Origin of the sequence: Micromonospora sp. MP36, assembly GCF_008119785.1 — a bacterium.
GTDB lineage: Bacteria > Actinomycetota > Actinomycetes > Mycobacteriales > Micromonosporaceae > Micromonospora.
Genome location: NZ_VSFA01000114.1, coordinates 1 through 19188, shown reverse-complemented (window position 1 = coordinate 19188; position 19188 = coordinate 1). Strand labels below are relative to the sequence as shown.

The following is a 19188-nucleotide window of genomic DNA, read 5'->3' as shown; positions in this document are numbered from 1 at the left end:
TACCTGCTCTTCTCCTTTCTGTTCGGCTACAGCTTCACGCTCCAGCTCGATTCCGCCGCGCGGCGCGGCGTCGATGTCGTCCCACGGTTCCGGCGACGGCTGGCCGGGCTCTTCGTGTTCGGCATCCTGCACGCGGTGCTGCTGTTCCAGGGCGACATCCTGACCACGTACGCATTGCTCGGTCTGGTCCTGCTCGCCATGCGGAGAGTCGGCGTCGGGACCGCGCTGCGCGTCGCCGTACTGCTGACCGGCGGGATCGGCTTCATCCTCGCGCTCGCCGCCGCGGGCGGGACCCAGCTGGTCACCGATCCGGCGGCGGCACTCGCGGCGGGGCAGCGGTCCACCGAGGCACTGCAGGGCGGGATCGGCTCGGTGGTCACCGAGCACGTACGCCAGCTGCCGGCGATGTTCGGCACGCTCCTCGTGCAGGGGCCGCTCGCCCTCTCGGCCTTCCTCTTCGGTTACGCGGCCGGGCGGCGCCGGCTACTCACCGACGTCGTCGGGAACCGGCAGCTCCTGCGCCGGGTGCAGCAGCTGGGCTATCCGGTCGGCCTGGCCGGTGCGGTGATCTTCGCATCGGGCGGGGGCACCGCCAACCTGACCGGGCTGACGGCGGGCGTGCTCACCGCGCCGCTGCTCGCGGCCGCGTACGCCGCCACCCTGCTCCAGTTCTTCCAAACCGACCGGGGTCGGCGGGTCGTCGCCGTACTCGCGCCGGCCGGACGGATGTCCCTGTCGAACTACCTGGGTCAGTCGCTGCTCTGCGTGCTGGTCTTCACCGGCGTCGGGCTGGGCCTCGCCGGCGCCGTCGCACCCCCGGTCGTCGTACTCATCGCGGTCGCGATCTACTGTGTGCAACTCGCCGCCAGCGCGGCGTGGATGGCCCGGTTCCGGTACGGACCGTTGGAGTGGCTGTTGCGGGCCTGGACCGAGCAGCGGTGGCCACGACTACGAGCCGCGGACCCGGCATGACGGGTCCCGAGGGGCGGATTGCCGCCGGGCCGCACCCACGGCCACTGCCCGGCGTGGGCGATGAGGCGTACCGCTGAAGCGGGGCCTGGCCCTGCGGGTGAGCAACCTCGTGGTGGGCATCGTGGTGTATCCCCGGCAGGCCGGCGCGGAGGAGCAGATACAGGCCTTCGCCGCCGACCTGGCCGACCGCCTGCGGGACAGCTGAGTCGGGGCTGCCCGCCGCGGGTTTCCCCGTTGTTCCGGGGGCGGCAGCGCACCCCGAATCGGGTCGTGGCCGCCTATGCGACTTGGTGTGCGTGCACGTATGCGAGCAGTCACGACGCTGTGTGCATGACAGTTCGTCGAAGCAAGGGGTATCGCCGTACCACGGCGGTAGGACTGATTGCCGCCTTGGCGGCTGGTCTGCTGTCAGCCGCACCGGCTCAGGCCAGACCGGAACGACCACACCGGCCGGGGTCGCCTCCCGCACCGGTCTCCGTGGACGGCAAGGCGGCGGTGGCCAGGAAACGGGTTCCCGGCGCGGAGGAGAGCGGCGCCCTGCGCAGCGCACCCACCGTCCGGTGGCCCGCGTCGTCGGCTGACCTCTCCCGACGGCCCGGCGTGCGAGTGGCGGCGCGGGACCGGGCGGCGGCGGTGCGGGCCGGAGTGAACGGTGTGCTGGTCCGGATCTCCAGCGACCGGGGCGGTCCGACGCCCGTTGACATCGATTACTCAGGCTTCCGCAACGCGTACGGCGGCGACTGGGCCACCCGGTTGCGGCTCGTCAACCAGACGACCGGCAAGGTCATACCGACCCGTAACGACCCTGCGGCCGGCGTACTCCGCGCCGACCTGGTGCTCCCGCCGCCCGCCGCCGCCGATCGGGCCGTGCCCAGGGCGGAGCAGCCGCAGTCGAGCGAGCTGTTCGCGCTCACGGCGGCCGCGAGCGGCAGCGCGGGAAGCTTCAAGCCGACCTCGCTCGCGCCGTCGGCGACCTGGGAGGTCGGGCTCCAGTCCGGCGACTTCAACTGGTCCTACCCGATCACCGTCCCGCCCATGCCGGGGACGGCGCCCCAGCTAAGCCTCACTTACAACTCCGGTTCGGTGGACGGTCGGACCGTCTCGACGAACAACCAGGCCTCCTGGGTCGGCGAGGGGTTCAGCCTCGACGTCGGCTACATCGAGCGGTCGTACCAGTCCTGCAAGGACGACGGCCAGGCCGACAGTGAAGAGCTATGCTTCGCCTCCGACAACGCCCTGGTGACCCTGCCCGGGCTGGTCGGCGAGCTGGTCCGCGACGACACGACCGGACAGTGGCGCGTCGAGGACGACGACGGCTGGCGGGTGCAGCTGCTGACCGGTGCGTCGTCGAACGGGGACAACGACGGCGAGCACTGGCGGTTGACCGCGCCGGACGGCACCCAGTACTACTTCGGGCTCAACCGGCTTCCGGGCTGGACGGCCGGTCGGGCCGAGACCAACTCGACGCTGACCGTGCCGGTCTTCGGCGACGACGCTGGGGAACCCTGCCACGCCGCGACGTTCGCCGCCGCCTGGTGCCGCCAGGCGTACCGCTGGAATCTGGACTACGTGGTGGACACCCACGGTGACGCCATGTCCCAGTTCTACGGACGGGAGACCAACCACTACAGCCGGGGCGGGGCGGTCACGCCGTACGACCGGTCGAGCCACCTTACCCGGCTCGACTACGGTCAGCGTGCCGACTCCCTGTTCACCACCCCGGCGGCTGGACGGGTCACCTTCGCCGTCGCCGACCGCTGCATCCCCGGCACCGTCTGCGGCAAGGACCAGCCGCAGAACGCCCCGGACGTGCCGTGGGACCAGTACTGCGACGCCTCCTCGTGCGCGATCACCACGCCGACGTTCTGGACCGACAAGCGGCTGGCCACCATCTCGACCCAGGTCTACCAGGACGGCGCCTACCGGGACGTCAGCTCGTGGCAGCTCACCCACTCGTTCCCGGCCAGCGGCGACGGGACCAGCGCCTCCCTCTGGCTGGACAGCCTCACCCGGACCGGGCACGTGGGCGGCACGATGACCCTGCCGCCGGTCACCTTCGACGGCGTCCTGCGGGAGAACCGGGTCGTCGCCATCGACGGTGCGCCGCCCATGAACAGGTGGCGACTGGCCGCCGTGACCAGCGAGACCGGCGGCCAGGTGCAGGTCTCCTACACGGCGAAGCAGTGCACCAGCGGCGCGTTGCCGTCACCGGAGAGCAACGGCACCAGGTGCTACCCCGTGCTGCGCGAGTGGGAGGGGAAGGACCCGACGCTCGACTACTTCAACAAGTACGTGGTCGCCCAGATGGCCGAGGTGGACCTGGTCGGCGGTAACCCGACCGAGATCACCCAGTACGAGTACGTCGACGGCACCGCCTGGCACTACGACGACGCCGAGCTGACGCCGGCGCGGTACAAGACGTACAGCCAGTACCGCGGTTACCAGAAGCTGCGGGTGCGTACCGGTGACCCGAACGCCGGGCCGCAGGAGCTGGTCGAGTATGTGTTCCTCCGCGGCATGGACGACGATCTGCTGCCCGGCGGCGCCCATCGCGACGTGTGGGTGACCGACTCGCAGGGCAGCCGGATCGAGGACAAGGCGGTGCGGCGCGGATTCGCCCGGGAGACGACGATCTTCGACGCCAGCGGCGGCTGGGTGGAGCGGACCATCTCCGAGCCGCTGGAGATCCGCAAGACCGCGACGCGGGCCCGGCCCTCTGGCAACCTGGAGGCGTACCTGACCGCCCAGCGCTCCGAGCGGGAGTTCACCAAGCTCTCCGACGGATCCGTCCGGGCCACCGAGGTGCGGTACACGTTCGACGAGGACTACGGCACGCTGCACAGCGTCGACGACCTCGGGGACCTGTCCACCACCGCCGACGACAGGTGCACCACCACCACCTACACCCGCAACGTCGACGCCTGGATCGTCGACACCGAGTCCCGCACCGAGACCGTCGGGAAGTCCTGTGCCGGCACGCCGTCGTACCCGGCCGACCTGCAGGCCGACACCCGCTACTACTACGACGGGTCCACCACCTGGGGAGCGGCTCCGACCAAGGGCGACGTCACGATGACCGAGGAGGCGTCGGAGCGTACCGCCAGCTCGGTGACCTACGTCCAGGCCGAGCGCGCGTCCTTCGACGCGCACGGCCGACCGACCGTGCAGTACGACGCCCTGGGCAACCGCAGCACCATGACCTACGCGCCGAGCGTGGGGGGTCCGCTCGTGCGCACCGACGGGACGAACGCGCTGGGACACACGGTCACCTCGACCATCGACCCGTACACAGGGGAGCCGCTCACGGCCACCGATGCCAACGGTCGGCACACGGAGGTCCGGTACGACCCATTGGGCCGGCTGACCGGCGTCTGGCTTCCGGGCCGCGACAGGTCGGCGGGGCAGAGCGCGAACGTGACCTTCAGCTACCTGGTCCGCAACAACGCGCCCACCGTCACGAGCACGAGTTCCCTGCTCGCGAGCGGTGGCTACAGCACCAAGTACTCGCTGTTCGACGGGTTCCTCCGGCTGCGCCAGACCCAGGCACCATCGCCCGCCGGCGGGCGGATCGTGACCGACGAGTACTACGACTCGCGGGGACGCCTCGCGAAGCGGAACGGCGAGTACTGGAACGACACCGCAGGCCCCGGTACCCAGTTGCTGTCGGTCGCCGACTCGGCGGTCGGGTCGTCCACTCGCAATCTCTACGACTCGACCGGACGGGAGACCGCCGAGATCCTGCTGTCGTACGGCGTGGAACAGTGGCGGACGACGACGACCTACGGCGGCAACTGGGTAGCGGTGGACCCGCCGGCCGGCGAGACGCCGATCATGAACGTGCTCGACGCCGACGACAAGGTGGTCGAACTACGCCAGTACCAGGGTGACGCGCCCACCGGGGCGTACGACGCGACGAGGTACACCTACACGCCGGACGGGGAGAACGTCGCCACGGTGACCGACCCGGCGGGCAACGTCTGGCGCAGCAGCTACGACCTGCGGGGCCGGCTGGTCCGGCAGGAGGACCCGGACGCGGGTACGACCACCTACGGGTACGACGACGAGGACCACCTCGTGTCGGTCACGAGCGCCGCGGGGCAGACGGTGGCGTACACGTACGACGCGTTGGGGCGCAAGACCTCGACCCGGCAGGGCTCGCCGACGGGCCCCAAGCTGGCCGAGTGGACCTTCGACACCCTGGCCGCCGGCAAGGGCCTGCTGAGCTCGTCCACCCGCTACGCCAACGGCAACGCCTACACCCGGGCGGTGACGGGCTACGACCCGGCGGGCCGCCCCACCGGAACGAGCATCACCATCCCGGCGGCCGAGGGAGAGCTCGCCGGCACCTACACCTATCGGCAGACGTACGACGCGGCCGGTCAGCCGGCCTCGATGGAACTGCCGTCGGCGGGGGGCCTCACCACGGAGACCCTGCGGTACGGCTACGAGGCCACGCTGGGCCTGCTGACCACGATGACCGGCCTGACGCCGTACCTCGCCGACACCATGTACGACGAGCTGGGCCGGGTCGGTGGCCTGGTCAGCGGCCCGGCCGGCAAGCAACTGACCCGTGCCTTCAACTACGATGCCGCGACGGACCGGTTGCTGCAGGCCTGGACCTACTCCGACAACCCGGACAACCCGTACGTCGCGGACCAGCGCTACACCTACGACCCGAGTGGCAACATCCTGTCGATCGTGGATGCCCCGGCCGACGTCACCTCCGACGCCCAGTGCTTCCGCTACGACGGCTTGCGCCAGCTGACCGAGGCGTGGACGCCGGAGTCCGGCGACTGCGCCGCGGCGCCACAGGTGGCCGCCCTGGGCGGTCCGGCCGCCTACTGGCACAGCTTCCGCTACGACAAGATCGGTAACCGGCTCAGCGAGGTGCAGCACGCGGCTGGTGGGGACACCAGCCGGACCTACCAGTACCCCGCCGCCGGTGCGGCCCGGCCGCATGGGCTCATGTCGGTGGTGACCGGCGGACCGGGCGGCAGCCGCACCGACACCTTCAGCTACGACGCCGACGGCAACACCACCAGCCGGATGGTCGACGGGGTCGCCCAGCAGCTGACCTGGGACGTGGAGGGCGAGCTGGCCACCTCGGTCCGGGATGGCAAGACCACGGCCTACCTGTACGACGCCGACGGCAACCGGCTGATCGAGCGTGGCCCGGACGGCACGACCCTCTACCTGGACTCCACCGAGCTGCGGCTCAAGGGCTCCACCGTCACCGCGCAGCGGTACTACACCGTGAACGGCACGGTCGTCGCGGTCCGCACCGCGGCCGGCCTGACCTGGACAGTCTCCGACCACCAGGGCACCGGTGAGATCGCGGTCGACGGGAACACCCTCGCGGTGACCCGCCGCTACCAGACGCCGTTCGGGGCGTCTCGCGGGCCGGCCGCGACCTGGCCCTCAAGGCAGGGGTTCGTGGGCGGAACGGTCGACGGCGGCAGCGGCCTCGTGCACCTCGGCGCCCGGGAGTACGACCCGGCGGCGGGCCGGTTCATCTCGGTCGACCCGGTCATCGACGTCACCGATCCGCAGCAGATGAACGCGTACGCGTACGCAGAGAACAATCCGATCACCTTCAGCGACCCCGACGGCCTGAAGACCAAGAAGACCACCACCAAGAAGCAGACGACGGCCAAGAAGACGACGACGAGCAAGAAGAGCACCACGACGAAGACCACCGCCAAGAAGGACAAGCCGGACCCGCGCCTGGTCGGGCTCAAGGACCAGAAACTGCGGAAAAAGATCACCGAAATCGCCGAGAAGGAGTTCAAGCGCGCCGAGAAGATCGCCAAGAAGCTCGGGAAGAAGAAGGGGGAGCGGTTCACCCCCGAGGAGGAGCGCAAGTACTTCAGCAAGTACTACAAAGAGCTACGAAAGATGCTCGGTGAGAAGACCTACAACAAGATGTTCGGCTCGTGGTTCAAGAAGGCGGACGCCAACACCGCCTGGTGCGCGGTCTTCGTCACCTGGGTCCTGACCAAGGCCGGGGTCAAGGCCAAGGACCTGCCCAAGCGCGACGCGGCCTGGGCGACCAACTGGGGCAAGAACAAGGGCAAGCACGACGACCCACGGCCGGGCGACATCATGGTGTACGGCAAGCCGGGCGCCGACGGACACGTGGAGATCGTCACCAAGGTCCACAGCGACGGCACGGTCACCACCATCGGCGGGAACCGGGGCAACCGCGTGCAGAAACAGCGCGTCGACCCCAAACGGGACACCGCCGGGGCGGGCCAGAAGAAGTGGGGCTACATCAGCCCACCGGTCTACGTCGACGGCTACTCCGGGGTCCAGGGCAACTGGCCGTGGCAGTGACCAGGCTCCACTGAGAAGTCAACAGATCAGGGGCGGCCCGCCGGTGTTCGGCGGGCCGCCCCGCGCGTACCGGCGAGCTGCTGTCCGGAAACGTTCGAGATCGTTCGAGCTGTCTTGCCGATCACACACGGCCGCCCCGAATATCTAAACCCGACAATCTCTAGGGGGTTCGGGGTGTTGTCACTGGAGCTGCTGGGACCAATCCGGGCGCGCAGCGACGACGTGTTGCTGGCGGTTCCCGCCGGCAAGACGCGGACGCTGCTGGCACTGCTGCTGCTCCAACCTGGAGCCGGAGTCGACCGCGAGCGGATGGTCGGTGAGCTGTGGGGTGACATGACGCCTCCGTCCGCCGCAGCGAATCTGCGCACCTACCTGTCCAAGCTGCGGCTGTGGTTGGCGGACAGTACCCACGACGATGGCGGCCAGCTGCTGGTCCAGCGGCGCGACGGCTGGCAGTTGGCCTTCCGCGACGTACCCGTCGAGGTGGACGTGTTCGCGTTCGAGAAACACCTGGAACGGGCGCGCGGGGCCGTACGCGCCGGCGACCCCCACGCGGCGTCCGGGCACCTGCGCCGAGCGGTCGCGCTGCACCGGGGCGCGCCGATGCAGGACGTCCCCCAGGGCCGGGTGCTCGCTGGACGGGCCGGCGCGCTAACCGCGAAATGGCTGGGCGCGGTGGAGGACCACGTCGCCGTGCTGCTGGAGTTGGGGCAGTACGAGACGGCGCGGGTGGTGCTGCACGAGTTCCTCGCAGGACAACCGTACCGGGAGCGGGCCTGGGGGCAGTTGATGGTGGCGTGCGGCAACAGCGGTGACGTCCAGGGCGCCCTGCGCGCCTACGCCACCGCCCGCCGGGGCCTGGTCGACGGCCTCGGTGTCGAGCCGAGCGCCGAACTGACCAACCTCTACCAGCAGATCCTCCGGGGCGAGCCGGCGGTGCGGCTGGCCGCCGGCGCCACGTCGGCGCCACGCCGGATCGAACCGCTGTGCCTGTAGGGAGCGTGGTCGCCAGGCATGCGCCGGGATGTGCGCCCCGATATGCGCCGCCGCCGCACGCTCTATGCATGCGTACCTTGACCGTGCTGTGTGCCCTCTCGCTGGCGGTGACGCCCGTCGTGGCCACTCCCGCGCAGGCTGCGCCCGTCGCGGCGTCGTCCGGGCGGGCCGCACCCGCCAAGCCCACCAGGGCGAAGCCCGTGGTCGACGCCGCGCTGGCCGATGCCTGGCGCAGCACGCCCACGGTGACCTGGCCTTCCGGCCAGGCCGAGGTGAAGGCGGCGGCGCGTACCGCGGGAGCCGACCGGGTGGTAGCGCAGCGCGCCGGAACGCTGCCGGTCTGGGTCAGCGGTCAGGCGCACGTGCGGCTGGACCGGATGCCCGGTGGCGTGCGGCTTCGACTCGGCAACACCGGCAGGCCGACCCCGGTCGAGGTCGACTACAGCGGCTTCCGCTGGGCCTTCGGGGGTGACTGGTCGTCGCGGCTACGGGTGGTTGACGAGCGCACCGGCGTCGCGGCGCCGACCCGTAACGACGTGCGGGCCGGACGGCTGAGCGCCACCCTCTCCGACGGGAGCTTCGCCATCACGGCCGACGCCAGCGGCAGTGCCGGCAGCTTCACCCCCACCTCGTTGAGCCCTTCGGCCACCTGGCAGGTCGGACTCTCCAGCGGGGACTTCGGCTGGAGCTACCCGCTCGCCGTGCCCCCGATGCCCGGTCAGTCACCCACTCTGGCCCTGACCTACAGCTCTGGCGGTGTCGACGGCCGGACCGCCTCCACCAACAACCAGCCCTCACCGGTGGGTGAGGGCTTCGACCTGACCACCGGGTACATCGAGCGGTCCTACCAGTCGTGCACCGAGGACGGGCAGTCCCACCCGGACCTCTGCTGGGCCTCCCACAACGCCACGGTCGTGCTGCCCGGTCTTGCCGGCGAACTCGTGCGCGACGACGCGACCGGCTCCTGGCGCGCCGAGCAGGACGACGGTTGGCGGGTGGAGCTGCTGACCGGTGCCACGTCGAACGGGGATAACGACGGTGAGTACTGGAAGCTCACCGCACCGGACGGCACGCAGTACTTCTTCGGGCGGAACCGGATGCCGCAATGGCAGAGCGGTGACCCCGACACCAACTCGGCGTTCACCGTCCCCGTCTACGGCGATGACGCGGGCGAGCCGTGCCAGAGCACGCAGTGGTGCCAGCAGGCCTGGCGCTGGATGCTCGACTTCGTGGTGGACCCGCACGGCGACGCCATGACCTACTACTACGACCGGGAGACCAACTACTACGACCGGCAGGGCACCCCGACGGCGTACGTACGGTCCGGGCAACTCGCGCGAATCGAGTACGGCCAGCGGCTCACGTCGCTGTACGCCACCGCGCCCGGCCGGGTGGTCCTCACCCCCGGCAACCGTTGCCTGGCCGAGGGACCCGACTGCGTCACCTCGAAGCCGCAGAACTGGCCCGACGTGCCGCTGGACCAGGCGTGCGGCGCGTCGGCGTGCGCCATCCCGGTGCCGACGTTCTGGTCCACCAGGCGGCTGGCGAAGATCACCACCCAGATCCACGTCAACGGGGCCTACCGGGACGTCGACTCCTACACGTTGACGCACGCCTTCCCGGACACCGGGGACGGCACCAGCCCCGCGCTGTGGCTCTCCTCGATCGTGCACAGCGGGCACACCAACGGGACCCTGAGCCTCCCGCCGGTCACCTTCGCCGGGGTGCAGCGGGAGAACCGGCTCGACGCGACCGGGGGCCACCCGGTGATGAACAAATGGCGGGTCGAGACCATCAGCACCGAGGCCGGCGGCCGGATCAAGGTCACCTACGGGCTGAAGGAGTGCCAGCGCGCGACGTTGCCGGCACCGGACGACAATCGGCTCAAGTGCTTCCCCGTCTGGTGGGACGTCACCGGCGCCGGCCCGACGCTGGACTGGTTCAACAAGTACGTCGTAACCCAGGTCGCCGAGGAGGATCCGGTCGGCGGCGCGCCGGCCAAGCTGACCCAGTACGACTACCTCGATCCCGGTGTGGTGCTGTGGCACCACGACGACGCGGAACTCACCCCGGCCCGGTTCCAGAGCTGGGGCGGCTGGCGCGGGTACGCCCGGGTGCGGGTACGCACGGGCGTCGCCGGCGCGCAGACCGCGACCGAGTACATGTTCCTGCGCGGCCTGCACAACGACCTCAAGGCGGACGGCTCCCGCCGCACGGTGAATGTCGACGGGCTGGAGGACAAGCCCGCCTGGCGGGGCTTCGCCCGCCAGGAGACCGTCTACGACGGCGCTGCCGTGGTGTCCCGCACCGTGTCGGAGCCGACCGTCATCGGCACCACGGCCACCCGCGCCCGGGGCTCGGGGACGCTGGAGGCCACCCTCACCGACGAGCGGTCGGTGCAGGTGGTCACGACGCTGGCCAGCGGGGGCACCCGTACGGCGGAGACCCGCTACGGCTACGACGCGGCGGGCCGGCTGAAGTACGTCAGCGACCTGGGGGATGTCGCGACCGCATCCGACGACACCTGCACCCGCACGAGCTACGCGGAGAACCTGACCGACTGGATCTGGGACCGCGTCTCCCGGGAGGAAACGGTGGGGGTCAGCTGCGAAGCGACCGCTCGCTACCCGGACGACCTGCTCGCCGACCAGCGGTACTACTACGACGGAAACGACACCTGGGGCAGCCCGCCGTCCCGCGGGGACCGCACCCGGGTCGAACAGGCGGCGGCGTGGAACACCTACGTCACCGTGTCGCGTGCCACGCCGGACGGGCACGGCCGCCCGCTGGAGAGCTACGACGCCACGGGCAAACTGACCCGCACCACCTACACCCCGACCACCGGCGGCCCGCTGACCCGGACCGTGGTGACCAACCCGCTCGGGCACCAGGTCGCGACCGACCTCGAACCGGCCCGGGGGCAGCCGGTCACCAGCACCGACGCCAACGGTGGGGTCACCACCCGTGGCTACGACGCCTTCGGCCGGCTGGCCAACGTCTGGCTGCCGGGGCGCACCACCGCCATGTCACCCAACCTCTCCTACGCCTATCTCGTCCGGGCCGACGGCCCGAGCGTGCTGACCACCAACGAGTTGCAGGGCGCGGGCACGTATAAGACGACCCGGGAGCTCTTCGACGGCCTGTTGCGGCCCCGCCAGACCCAGGAGGCGTCACCGGCCGGCGGCCGCATCGTCACGGACACCAGGTACGACGCCCGCGGCCTGGTCGAGCGGACGTATGGGCCGCGGCACGACCCGTCCGGGACGGGCAGCGACCTGGCGCCCACCCCGTCGACGCTCGACAGCGAGACCCGTTACCTGTACGACGGGGCCGGCCGGGAGACGGCGGAGATCCTGCTGTCGAAGGGCGCGGAGAAGTGGCGGACGTCCACCGCGTACGGCGGTGACCGGGTGACCACCACCCCGCCCGCCGGCGGCATCACCACCACTCAGGTCTTCGACGCCCGCGACCGCCTGGTCGAGCTGCGGGAGCAGTCCGACGCCACCCGCTACACCTACACCCGGGCCGGGCAACTGGCCACGGTGACCGACCCCGCCGGCAACGTGTGGCGCTACACCTACGACCTGCGGGGGCGGATGACCCGGGCCGAGGCGCCGGACACCGGCGTCCGGCGGTGGACCCACGACGACGCCGGCCGGATGATCACCAGCACCGACGGGCGAGGGCGGACGCTCACCATCGGCTACGACGACCTCGGCCGCCGTACCTCGCTCGCCGAGGGCGCGACCCGGCTCGCCCAGTGGACGTACGACACGGCGACGCTGGGCAAGGGGCTGCTGGCCTCGGCCACCCGGTACGCCGGCGCCAACGCTTACACGAGCGCTGTCACCGGGTACGACGTCCGGGGTCGCCGACTCGGCACCACCGTCACCATCCCGGCGGCCGAGACCGGGCTCGCCGGCAGCTACACCACCAGCTACGCCTACAACGAGGCCGACCAGGTCACCCGGCTGGTGACGCCGGCCGCGGGCGGCGTCACCGCCGAGACGCTCGCCTTCGGCTACGACGCGCTCGGTTACCCCACCACCTTCACCGGCCTGAACCACTACGTCATGGACAGCAGCTACGACGAGCTGGGTGACGTGTCCTGGCAGGCGTTCGGCGAGTACGGCCGGCAGGTCTACCGCTCCTACGAGCGGGACCCGGCCACCCGCCGGCTCACCAAGGCCACCACCGCCCGGGACCACGTCGATCTGCCCACCATCTCGGAGACCAGCTACGCCTACGACCCGGCGGGCAACGTGCTGTCGATTGTCGACGCACCCGACGGCGTGACGGCGGACGCCCAGTGCTTCCGGTACGACTCGCTGCGCCGGATGACGGAGGCCTGGACCTCCACGGACTGCACGACGCCCGCCGCCGACGGCGCGGCGGCCTACTGGCACACCTACACCTACGACGTGACCGGCAACCGGCTCTCCGAAGTGCGCCACGCCGCGACGGGGAACACCAACCGGACCTACGGCTATCCCAGTGGGCACCGGCTGGCCTCGGTGACGACCAACGGCTCGACCGCGTCGTACGGCTACGACGCGGCGGGCAACCAGACCAGCGCTCCGGGCCGAACCTTCAGCTGGGACGCTGAGGGCCACCTGGCGTCCACCTCCGACTCGTCGTATGTGTACGACGCGGACGGCAACCGGCTGATCCGTCGTGATGCCGCCGGCGTGACGCTCTATCTGGGCGACACCGAGGTGCGCAGGGCCACCACGGGTGCCGTGACCACCACCCGGCACTACCGCTTCGGTGGCGGTGTCGTGGCCGCGCGTACCGGCTCCCAGCTCCGCTGGCTCGTCGCCGATCACCACGGCACCGACGAGATCTCGATCGGCGACCAGGCGGGACTGCCGGCCACCGTCCGCCGCAGCCTGCCCTTCGGCGGCACCCGGGGTACGGCCCCCGCGAACTGGCCGGGCGAGCGGAGCTTCGTCGGCGGCACCCAGGACCCGACCGGACTGATCCATCTGGGCGCCCGGGAGTACGACCCGGCGACGGGCCGCTTCATCTCCGCCGACCCGATCGTGGACCACCAGGATCCGCAGCAGGTCAACGGGTACGCCTACGCCGCCAACAACCCCGCGACCTTCATCGACGCCGATGGCCTGAAGACGAAGAAGCCGGCCAAGCCCAAGTCGGCCACCGCCAAGACGCCGACCAAGTCCAAGGTGCCGCCCAAGCGGACCAAGACCAAGCCGGCCAAGAACGACGGTCCGACCAACGACCCGTGGGCCAACCAGATCATCGCCAACATGGACTACGACTACTTCCTCTGCTCCACCTTCGGCATCACGTGCTATCCCGGATTCGAGGACGGAGCGCAGGCCATGTGCGAGTGGTACGGCTGCGACAACCTCGACGGCTCCACGGTCTGGGACTACGGCTACGACGGCGGGTACGACGACGGTTCGTACGACCCGGCACCCAGCTACGAGTACCTGGAACGGGAGTGCGACGGGTGGGACGAGTGCATCACACCCCGACCGCGGGAATGGCAGCGCGTCGACGCCGGCTACGACACGGACACGTACTCGTCGAGGAGCCCCCGATGGGGCGGCATCTGCCTGGGCTCGGCGATCATCGACTGCCGGGACGGCGGCGGGCTGCGCCTCACCGCCAACGGCGGCTCCTCGCGGGTGATCAGCCTCGACCCGAACGAGCCCCCGGGCGGATCCATCTGGCTGGCCAGCTCGCCCGGTAGCTGGTCGGGGCGGTCCTGGACGATCGGCGGCTGGTGGTGAGCCGTCCGGTCCACCGCCTTGACCGCGCCGGGCGTACCCGGCGGTGGCTCGGCGGGGTCACCGTCGCGGCGCTGCTGGGTACCCTCGCGGTCGGTCTGCCGCCGTCGGCGCCACGAGCCGTCGTGGCGGGGCGCTCCGCCGCGGCCCCGCCGGCGGTTGTGCCGGTGCGGTCCCCGCAGGCCGCCGACCTCGACCGGCTCACCACCGAGACGACCCGGGTCGAGGCCACCGGACGGGGCACGCTGCGCGCCGTGATCAACGCCCGGCCGGTGCGGGTCCGCACCGGCACCGGCTGGGCGCCGCTGGACACCACCCTGGTCCGCCGCGCGGACGGCACCATCCGGCCGCGGCGGGCCGGGGTGGCCCTGTCGCTGGGCGGCGGGGGCCAGCGGACCATCGCCACGATGCGGACGCCGCAGGGGAGTCGGGTCGGGCTGAGCTGGCCCGACCCCCTGCCGGAACCGTCGCTGGCCGCCGACAAGGCCACCTATCCGGAGGTGCTGCCCGGCGTCGACCTGGTGGTGCAGGCCACCGACTCCGGCTTCGCCGAGGTGCTGGTGGTGAAGTCCGCCCGGGCGGCCCGCCACGCGGCGTTGTCGCCGATCCGGTTCGGCCTGGACACCCACCGGTGGTCCCCGCAGCTGAACGCCTTCATGTGGGACTCGTCCGGCAGCCGCCGAGCGGTCATGGCGGTGCGGACCACGAAGTCGGAACTCGTCATCACCCCGGACCGGGCGATGCTCACCGATCCGCACCTGGTCTTCCCGCTCTACCTGGATCCGTGGTTCCCGTCCAGCAAGCAGCACTGGACGATGGTGGAACAGGACCTGCCGTCGCAGGGCTGGTGGGATGCGAACGTGCACGCCCGGGCCGGCCGGGACCCGGCCTGGTCGACCACCGACACCTTCCGCTCGTACTTCCAGATGGACACCGCGTTTCTCGCCGGCCGGCACATCCTCAGCGCCACCTTCCGCGCGCGCGAGACCTACTCCTACTCCTGTACGCCCGAGCCGTTGAACCTGTGGCGGACCGACCCGATCAGCGCCAGCACCAGCTGGAGCAACGCTCCCGCGCTGCGCGCGAAGCTCGGCACCGTCAACGCCGCCAAGGGGTTCAGCGCCTCCTGCCCGCCGGGTGACGTCGAGTTCGACGTCAAGCAGTTGGTGGTGGACGCGGCAGCCGGGTCGTGGGCCAACGTCACCCTGGGCCTCCTCGCCGACGAGGGGGTGGGCACGCTGGGCGGCAAGGCATTCGAGAACAACCCGTCGATCGCGGTCGAGTTCAACACGCCGCCCGCCGCGCCCGACGTGGTGGCCACCGACACCATGCCGGGCTGCGTGGGGTCACCGGCGATGTGGGTCACCACCCTGAAGCCGCGGCTCAAGGTCTCGGTGCGCGACGACGACATCGCCTACGGGCAGCAGCACCGGATCAACTTCGAGATCCGCCGCGCGGGCGGGGCGCTGGTCGACGCGCCGGAGGCGACCCCGCCGACCGTGCTCGACTACGAGGTGGTCGACGGGGTGCTGGTCGACGGGGGCCGGTACGAGTGGCGCGCCAAGGCCACCGACGAGGTCGAAAGCGGGCCGTGGAGCGCCTGGTGCCCGTTCACCGTGGACATCTCCGGACCGTCGACCCGGCCGACGCTCACCACCCGCGACTTCCCCAAGTTTCCGGCGATGGGCATCCGGGTCGACGAGACCGGACGGTTCACGTTCAACGCGCTGGGCGACATCGACATCGTCGGGTTCGACTACCGCATCAGTGGCCCGGCCATCAAGGCCGGGCGGGTCACGGTGGCCCCGGGCGGAGCGACCGACCTGGTGTTCGTGCCCGGTAAGGGCGGCACCTACACCGTCACCCTGGCCGGGGTGGATCTGGCGGGAAACAAGGGCGTGTCCACGCTCCCCTACCAGTTCCGGATCAGGCCGCTGCCGTTTCCCGCGGTGAGCCTGCCGTTGAACGAGGACTCGGGCACCACCGCGGCGGACTATTCGACATACGGCGCCGACGGGACGGTCGCGTTGCGCGGCGGCGTGTCCTGGGTGGAGGGCCGGCACGGCGGGGCCCTGCACACCGACGGCACCGAGAACACCGGCGGCTATGCGGCGGGACCGCCGGTGGACACGGCCAACTCCTTCTCGATGATGGCCTGGGTGCGGGCGCGCGAGAGCAGCGAGGCGTGGCGCACCGCTGTCGCGATCGCCGGCAAGGGACCCGAGCTGCAGTTCGATCTGGGGCACTGGACGTTCGTCATGCCCAACGCGGGGGAGGGTTACGTCTCGGCGCGTTCGGACCTGCCGGCCCAGATCGGGGTGTGGACGCACCTGGCCGGCGTGTACGACAAGGCCCTGGGAACCCTGACGCTGTACGTGAACGGGCGGAAGGCCGCCGAGGCACCGTTCACCCAGCCGTTCACCGCGACGGGCTCGCTGATGGTCGGCGGCGCGGACTGCTGTATGGGGGTCATCCGCCGCTGGGTGGGAGACCTGGACGAGGTGCAGGTCTACGACTTCGCCACCGCCCAGCGCAAGGTCCAGGAGGAAATGGCGACGTTCGACCTCTACGGTCCGGAGGCGTGGTGGCAGTTCAGCGAGACCAGCGATGTGGCCGCCTTCGACTCCACCGGCAACGGGCACACGTTGGCGCGTGGCGCCGACACCGCGTGGGGTCCGGGCCGGCTGGGCGGCGGCCTGGCGATGACTGGCGGCGCCCTCACCGCCGACCGGGCGATCCTGCGCACCGACGCCAGCTACAGTGTGGCGGCCTGGGTGCGGCTGGACCGCGACGACGGCTACTTCGGGGCGGTCAGCCAGGACGGCCGCTACGACAGCGGGTTCCAGCTCGGCTACTCCGCCTACCCTCAGGGATGGGCGTTCAGCGCCGGGAATGGCGACACAGACTGGAACGACAGTGGCCCACCGGCCGTCGTCGCCGCGTCGACCCTGCCCAGGCAGCTCAACGTCTGGACGCATCTGATCGGGGTCTACGACCACGACGTCGGTGAGCTCCGCCTGTACGTCAACGGCCGCCTAGTGGCGAAGGCCCCCTACCGCAGTACCCGCAACGCCACCGGCCTCTTCGCCGTCGGCCGCTTCCAGAGCAACGGCCTGCCGGTGGGGCCGTGGCCCGGCGGCATCGACGAGGTCCGGGTGGCCCAGCACGCCCTCACGCCCGAGGAGGTCGCCGCGTGGCTGAACTGGGACCACTACGGCCCCAAGGCGCTGTGGGACATGGACGAGGGAACCGGAACCGTCGTCGATGACGTGTCGGACAACGACCACGCCGTCGTGACAGCGGGCACCACCACCTGGACGACCCACACCGGCAAGGGCAACGCCCTGCACTTCGACGGCTCCCGAGCCAACTTCAACACCGGCTACCCGGGCAGCCACGCGTACACCGCCGGGCCGGTCGTCCGCACCGACCAGAGCTTCACCGTGGCGGCCTGGGTACGCCTGACCAGAGACGACACCTGGTACAGCGCGGTGAGCCAGGACGGCGAGAACGTCAGCGGCTTCGACCTGCGCTACGACGCGCTGAACCGCCGCTGGGCGTTCCTGATGTACGGCAACGACAACCCCTACAACTCGGCCAGCCCACCGCCCGAATACGCGGCCGGCACGGCCACCTGGGACTACCAGGTTGGGGTGTGGACCCACCTGGCCGGGGTGTACGACGCGACCGCTCAGAAGATTTATCTCTATGTCAACGGACAGCTCCGGGCCAGCGCTCCCTGCAAGATCACGTGGAACGCCGGGCGGGCCCTGCAGGTCGGCCGCTCCAGATACAACGCGCTACCGGTCAACAACTGGCCCGGCGACATCGACCGGGTCTTCGTGCAGAGCGGCGTCCTGACGGCGCCCCAGATCGCCGCCCTCATGTAGGAAGGAACGTCGACGGTGAAGTACCTCCTCGCGTCGGGTCTGGCGATCGGCCTGCTCGCTGTGCCCACGGTCCCCGCTGCAGCCGCCGCACCGCCGGCCAAGGTCACCTCCCACTACGAGACGACCAGCGGGAACACTCTCGCCCGGGACTGCGGGTACAGCGTCGGTCTCACCGCCGGCCAGGCGCTCTGGCTGTTCTGCGACACGGTGCTGTTGAACCCGGCCGGTGAGGCGTTCGGTTTCATCGGCGGCACCACCGCCGCGACCGGCCCGTACACGGCCGGGGCCGTGCCCGACGCACTCAGCGAGCTGCCCACGCCGCCTGCCCCCGCGACCGTGCCGAACAGCGACGGCCCGCACCTGTTCCTGCCCGTACCCGTGGGGCTCGTCCTCCCGGACGGCACCGCCTGCGGGGCCCCGGGCAGCAACTCCTATGCCGCTTCCTGGCTCAGCGGCGCGACGCGCGGCCCGGCCCGGTACATCAACGGCTACTGGGGCCCGGACCTGGTCGCCATGACCTACACCGACGTGTGCGTGCGGGGGCAGTGGGACTGGACGGTGCAGGCGTGGGGCATCAGCTTCTACCACCCGGCCAGCAACACCTTCGTCGCGCACCACCGGGTCTTCGCGAGCGGGGCGAGTGCCGATCTGCCCTGGCAACGCCAGCTCGGATCGCCGATCTTCGCCGACGACGGCTATCTCTACCTCTACGCCTCCCACTGCGACGACGCCGCCTTTGGCGCCTGCGGAAAGGGGCGTACGCTGCTGGCCCGCACCCCCTGGCGAAGCAGTACCGGCTGGCCCAAGTCGGCCAGCTACCGGTACTGGACGCCCGGCGGCTGGACCAGCGACCCCAACGCCGCCACCTCGGTGATGGCCGACGCCAGACCGCTGTACCTCGATGTGCGCAGCTATACCGGTATCGGGTTCGCTGCCGTCGAGCAGACCACCATCGGCGGGCATTACCGGATCTGGCGCGCGAGTTCACCCAGCGGGCCGTGGACGGCCGGCGCGGAGGTCCAGGTGCCGGGGTGTGAATCGAGCACGGACGGTTGGTGTTACGCGTTCTTTGGCCACTCCGAGCTGAGCACCGCCGACACGCTGTTGTTGTCCTACTACGACCCGGACAACAAGCACGTGATGGTGGCCGCCGTGCCCTGGTGATCCTCTGCTCGCCGCCGTGGTGGCCACGAGGTCTCCGGCTTCAGTTTCTCCTTGGTCGATGAATCGTCTACCGGAGA

The 19188-nt window shown here is 70.8% G+C and carries 6 protein-coding genes; all 6 read left to right on the top strand.

The window, feature by feature from the left end; all coding sequences use genetic code 11:
- On the top strand, positions 1 to 972 hold a 972-nt coding region (locus FXF52_RS35445; protein ID WP_148803915.1), incomplete at its 5' end, for a DUF418 domain-containing protein.
- A 495-nt stretch (positions 973 to 1467) separates the two neighbouring features.
- Complete coding sequence (locus FXF52_RS35440) at positions 1468 to 7305, top strand: RHS repeat-associated core domain-containing protein (protein WP_148803912.1); 5838 nt, start codon at positions 1468 to 1470, stop codon at positions 7303 to 7305.
- Between the two features lie 174 nt (positions 7306 to 7479).
- Complete coding sequence (locus tag FXF52_RS35435) at positions 7480 to 8301, top strand: AfsR/SARP family transcriptional regulator (protein WP_148803910.1); 822 nt, start codon at positions 7480 to 7482, stop codon at positions 8299 to 8301.
- Positions 8302 to 8369: 68 nt separating this feature from the next.
- Positions 8370 to 14060, top strand: a complete 5691-nt coding sequence (locus FXF52_RS35430; RefSeq protein ID WP_148803909.1) for an RHS repeat-associated core domain-containing protein — start codon at positions 8370 to 8372, stop codon at positions 14058 to 14060.
- Positions 14054 to 17947 carry a LamG-like jellyroll fold domain-containing protein gene (locus tag FXF52_RS35425; protein ID WP_148803907.1) on the top strand — a complete coding sequence of 1298 codons (3894 nt, stop codon included), beginning with the start codon at positions 14054 to 14056 and terminating at the stop codon, positions 17945 to 17947. Before FXF52_RS35430 ends, FXF52_RS35425 begins: the two co-directional genes overlap by 7 nt.
- Before the next feature lie 15 nt (positions 17948 to 17962).
- Positions 17963 to 19111, top strand: a complete 1149-nt coding sequence (locus FXF52_RS35420; protein ID WP_148803905.1) for a hypothetical protein — start codon at positions 17963 to 17965, stop codon at positions 19109 to 19111.
- The last annotated feature ends 77 nt before the right edge of the window (positions 19112 to 19188 follow it).

Coding starts and splice junctions, on each gene's coding strand:
- FXF52_RS35430 (WP_148803909.1), top strand. CDS start 8,370: ATGCGTACCTTGACCGTGCTGTGTGCCCTCTCGCTGGCGGTGACGCCC.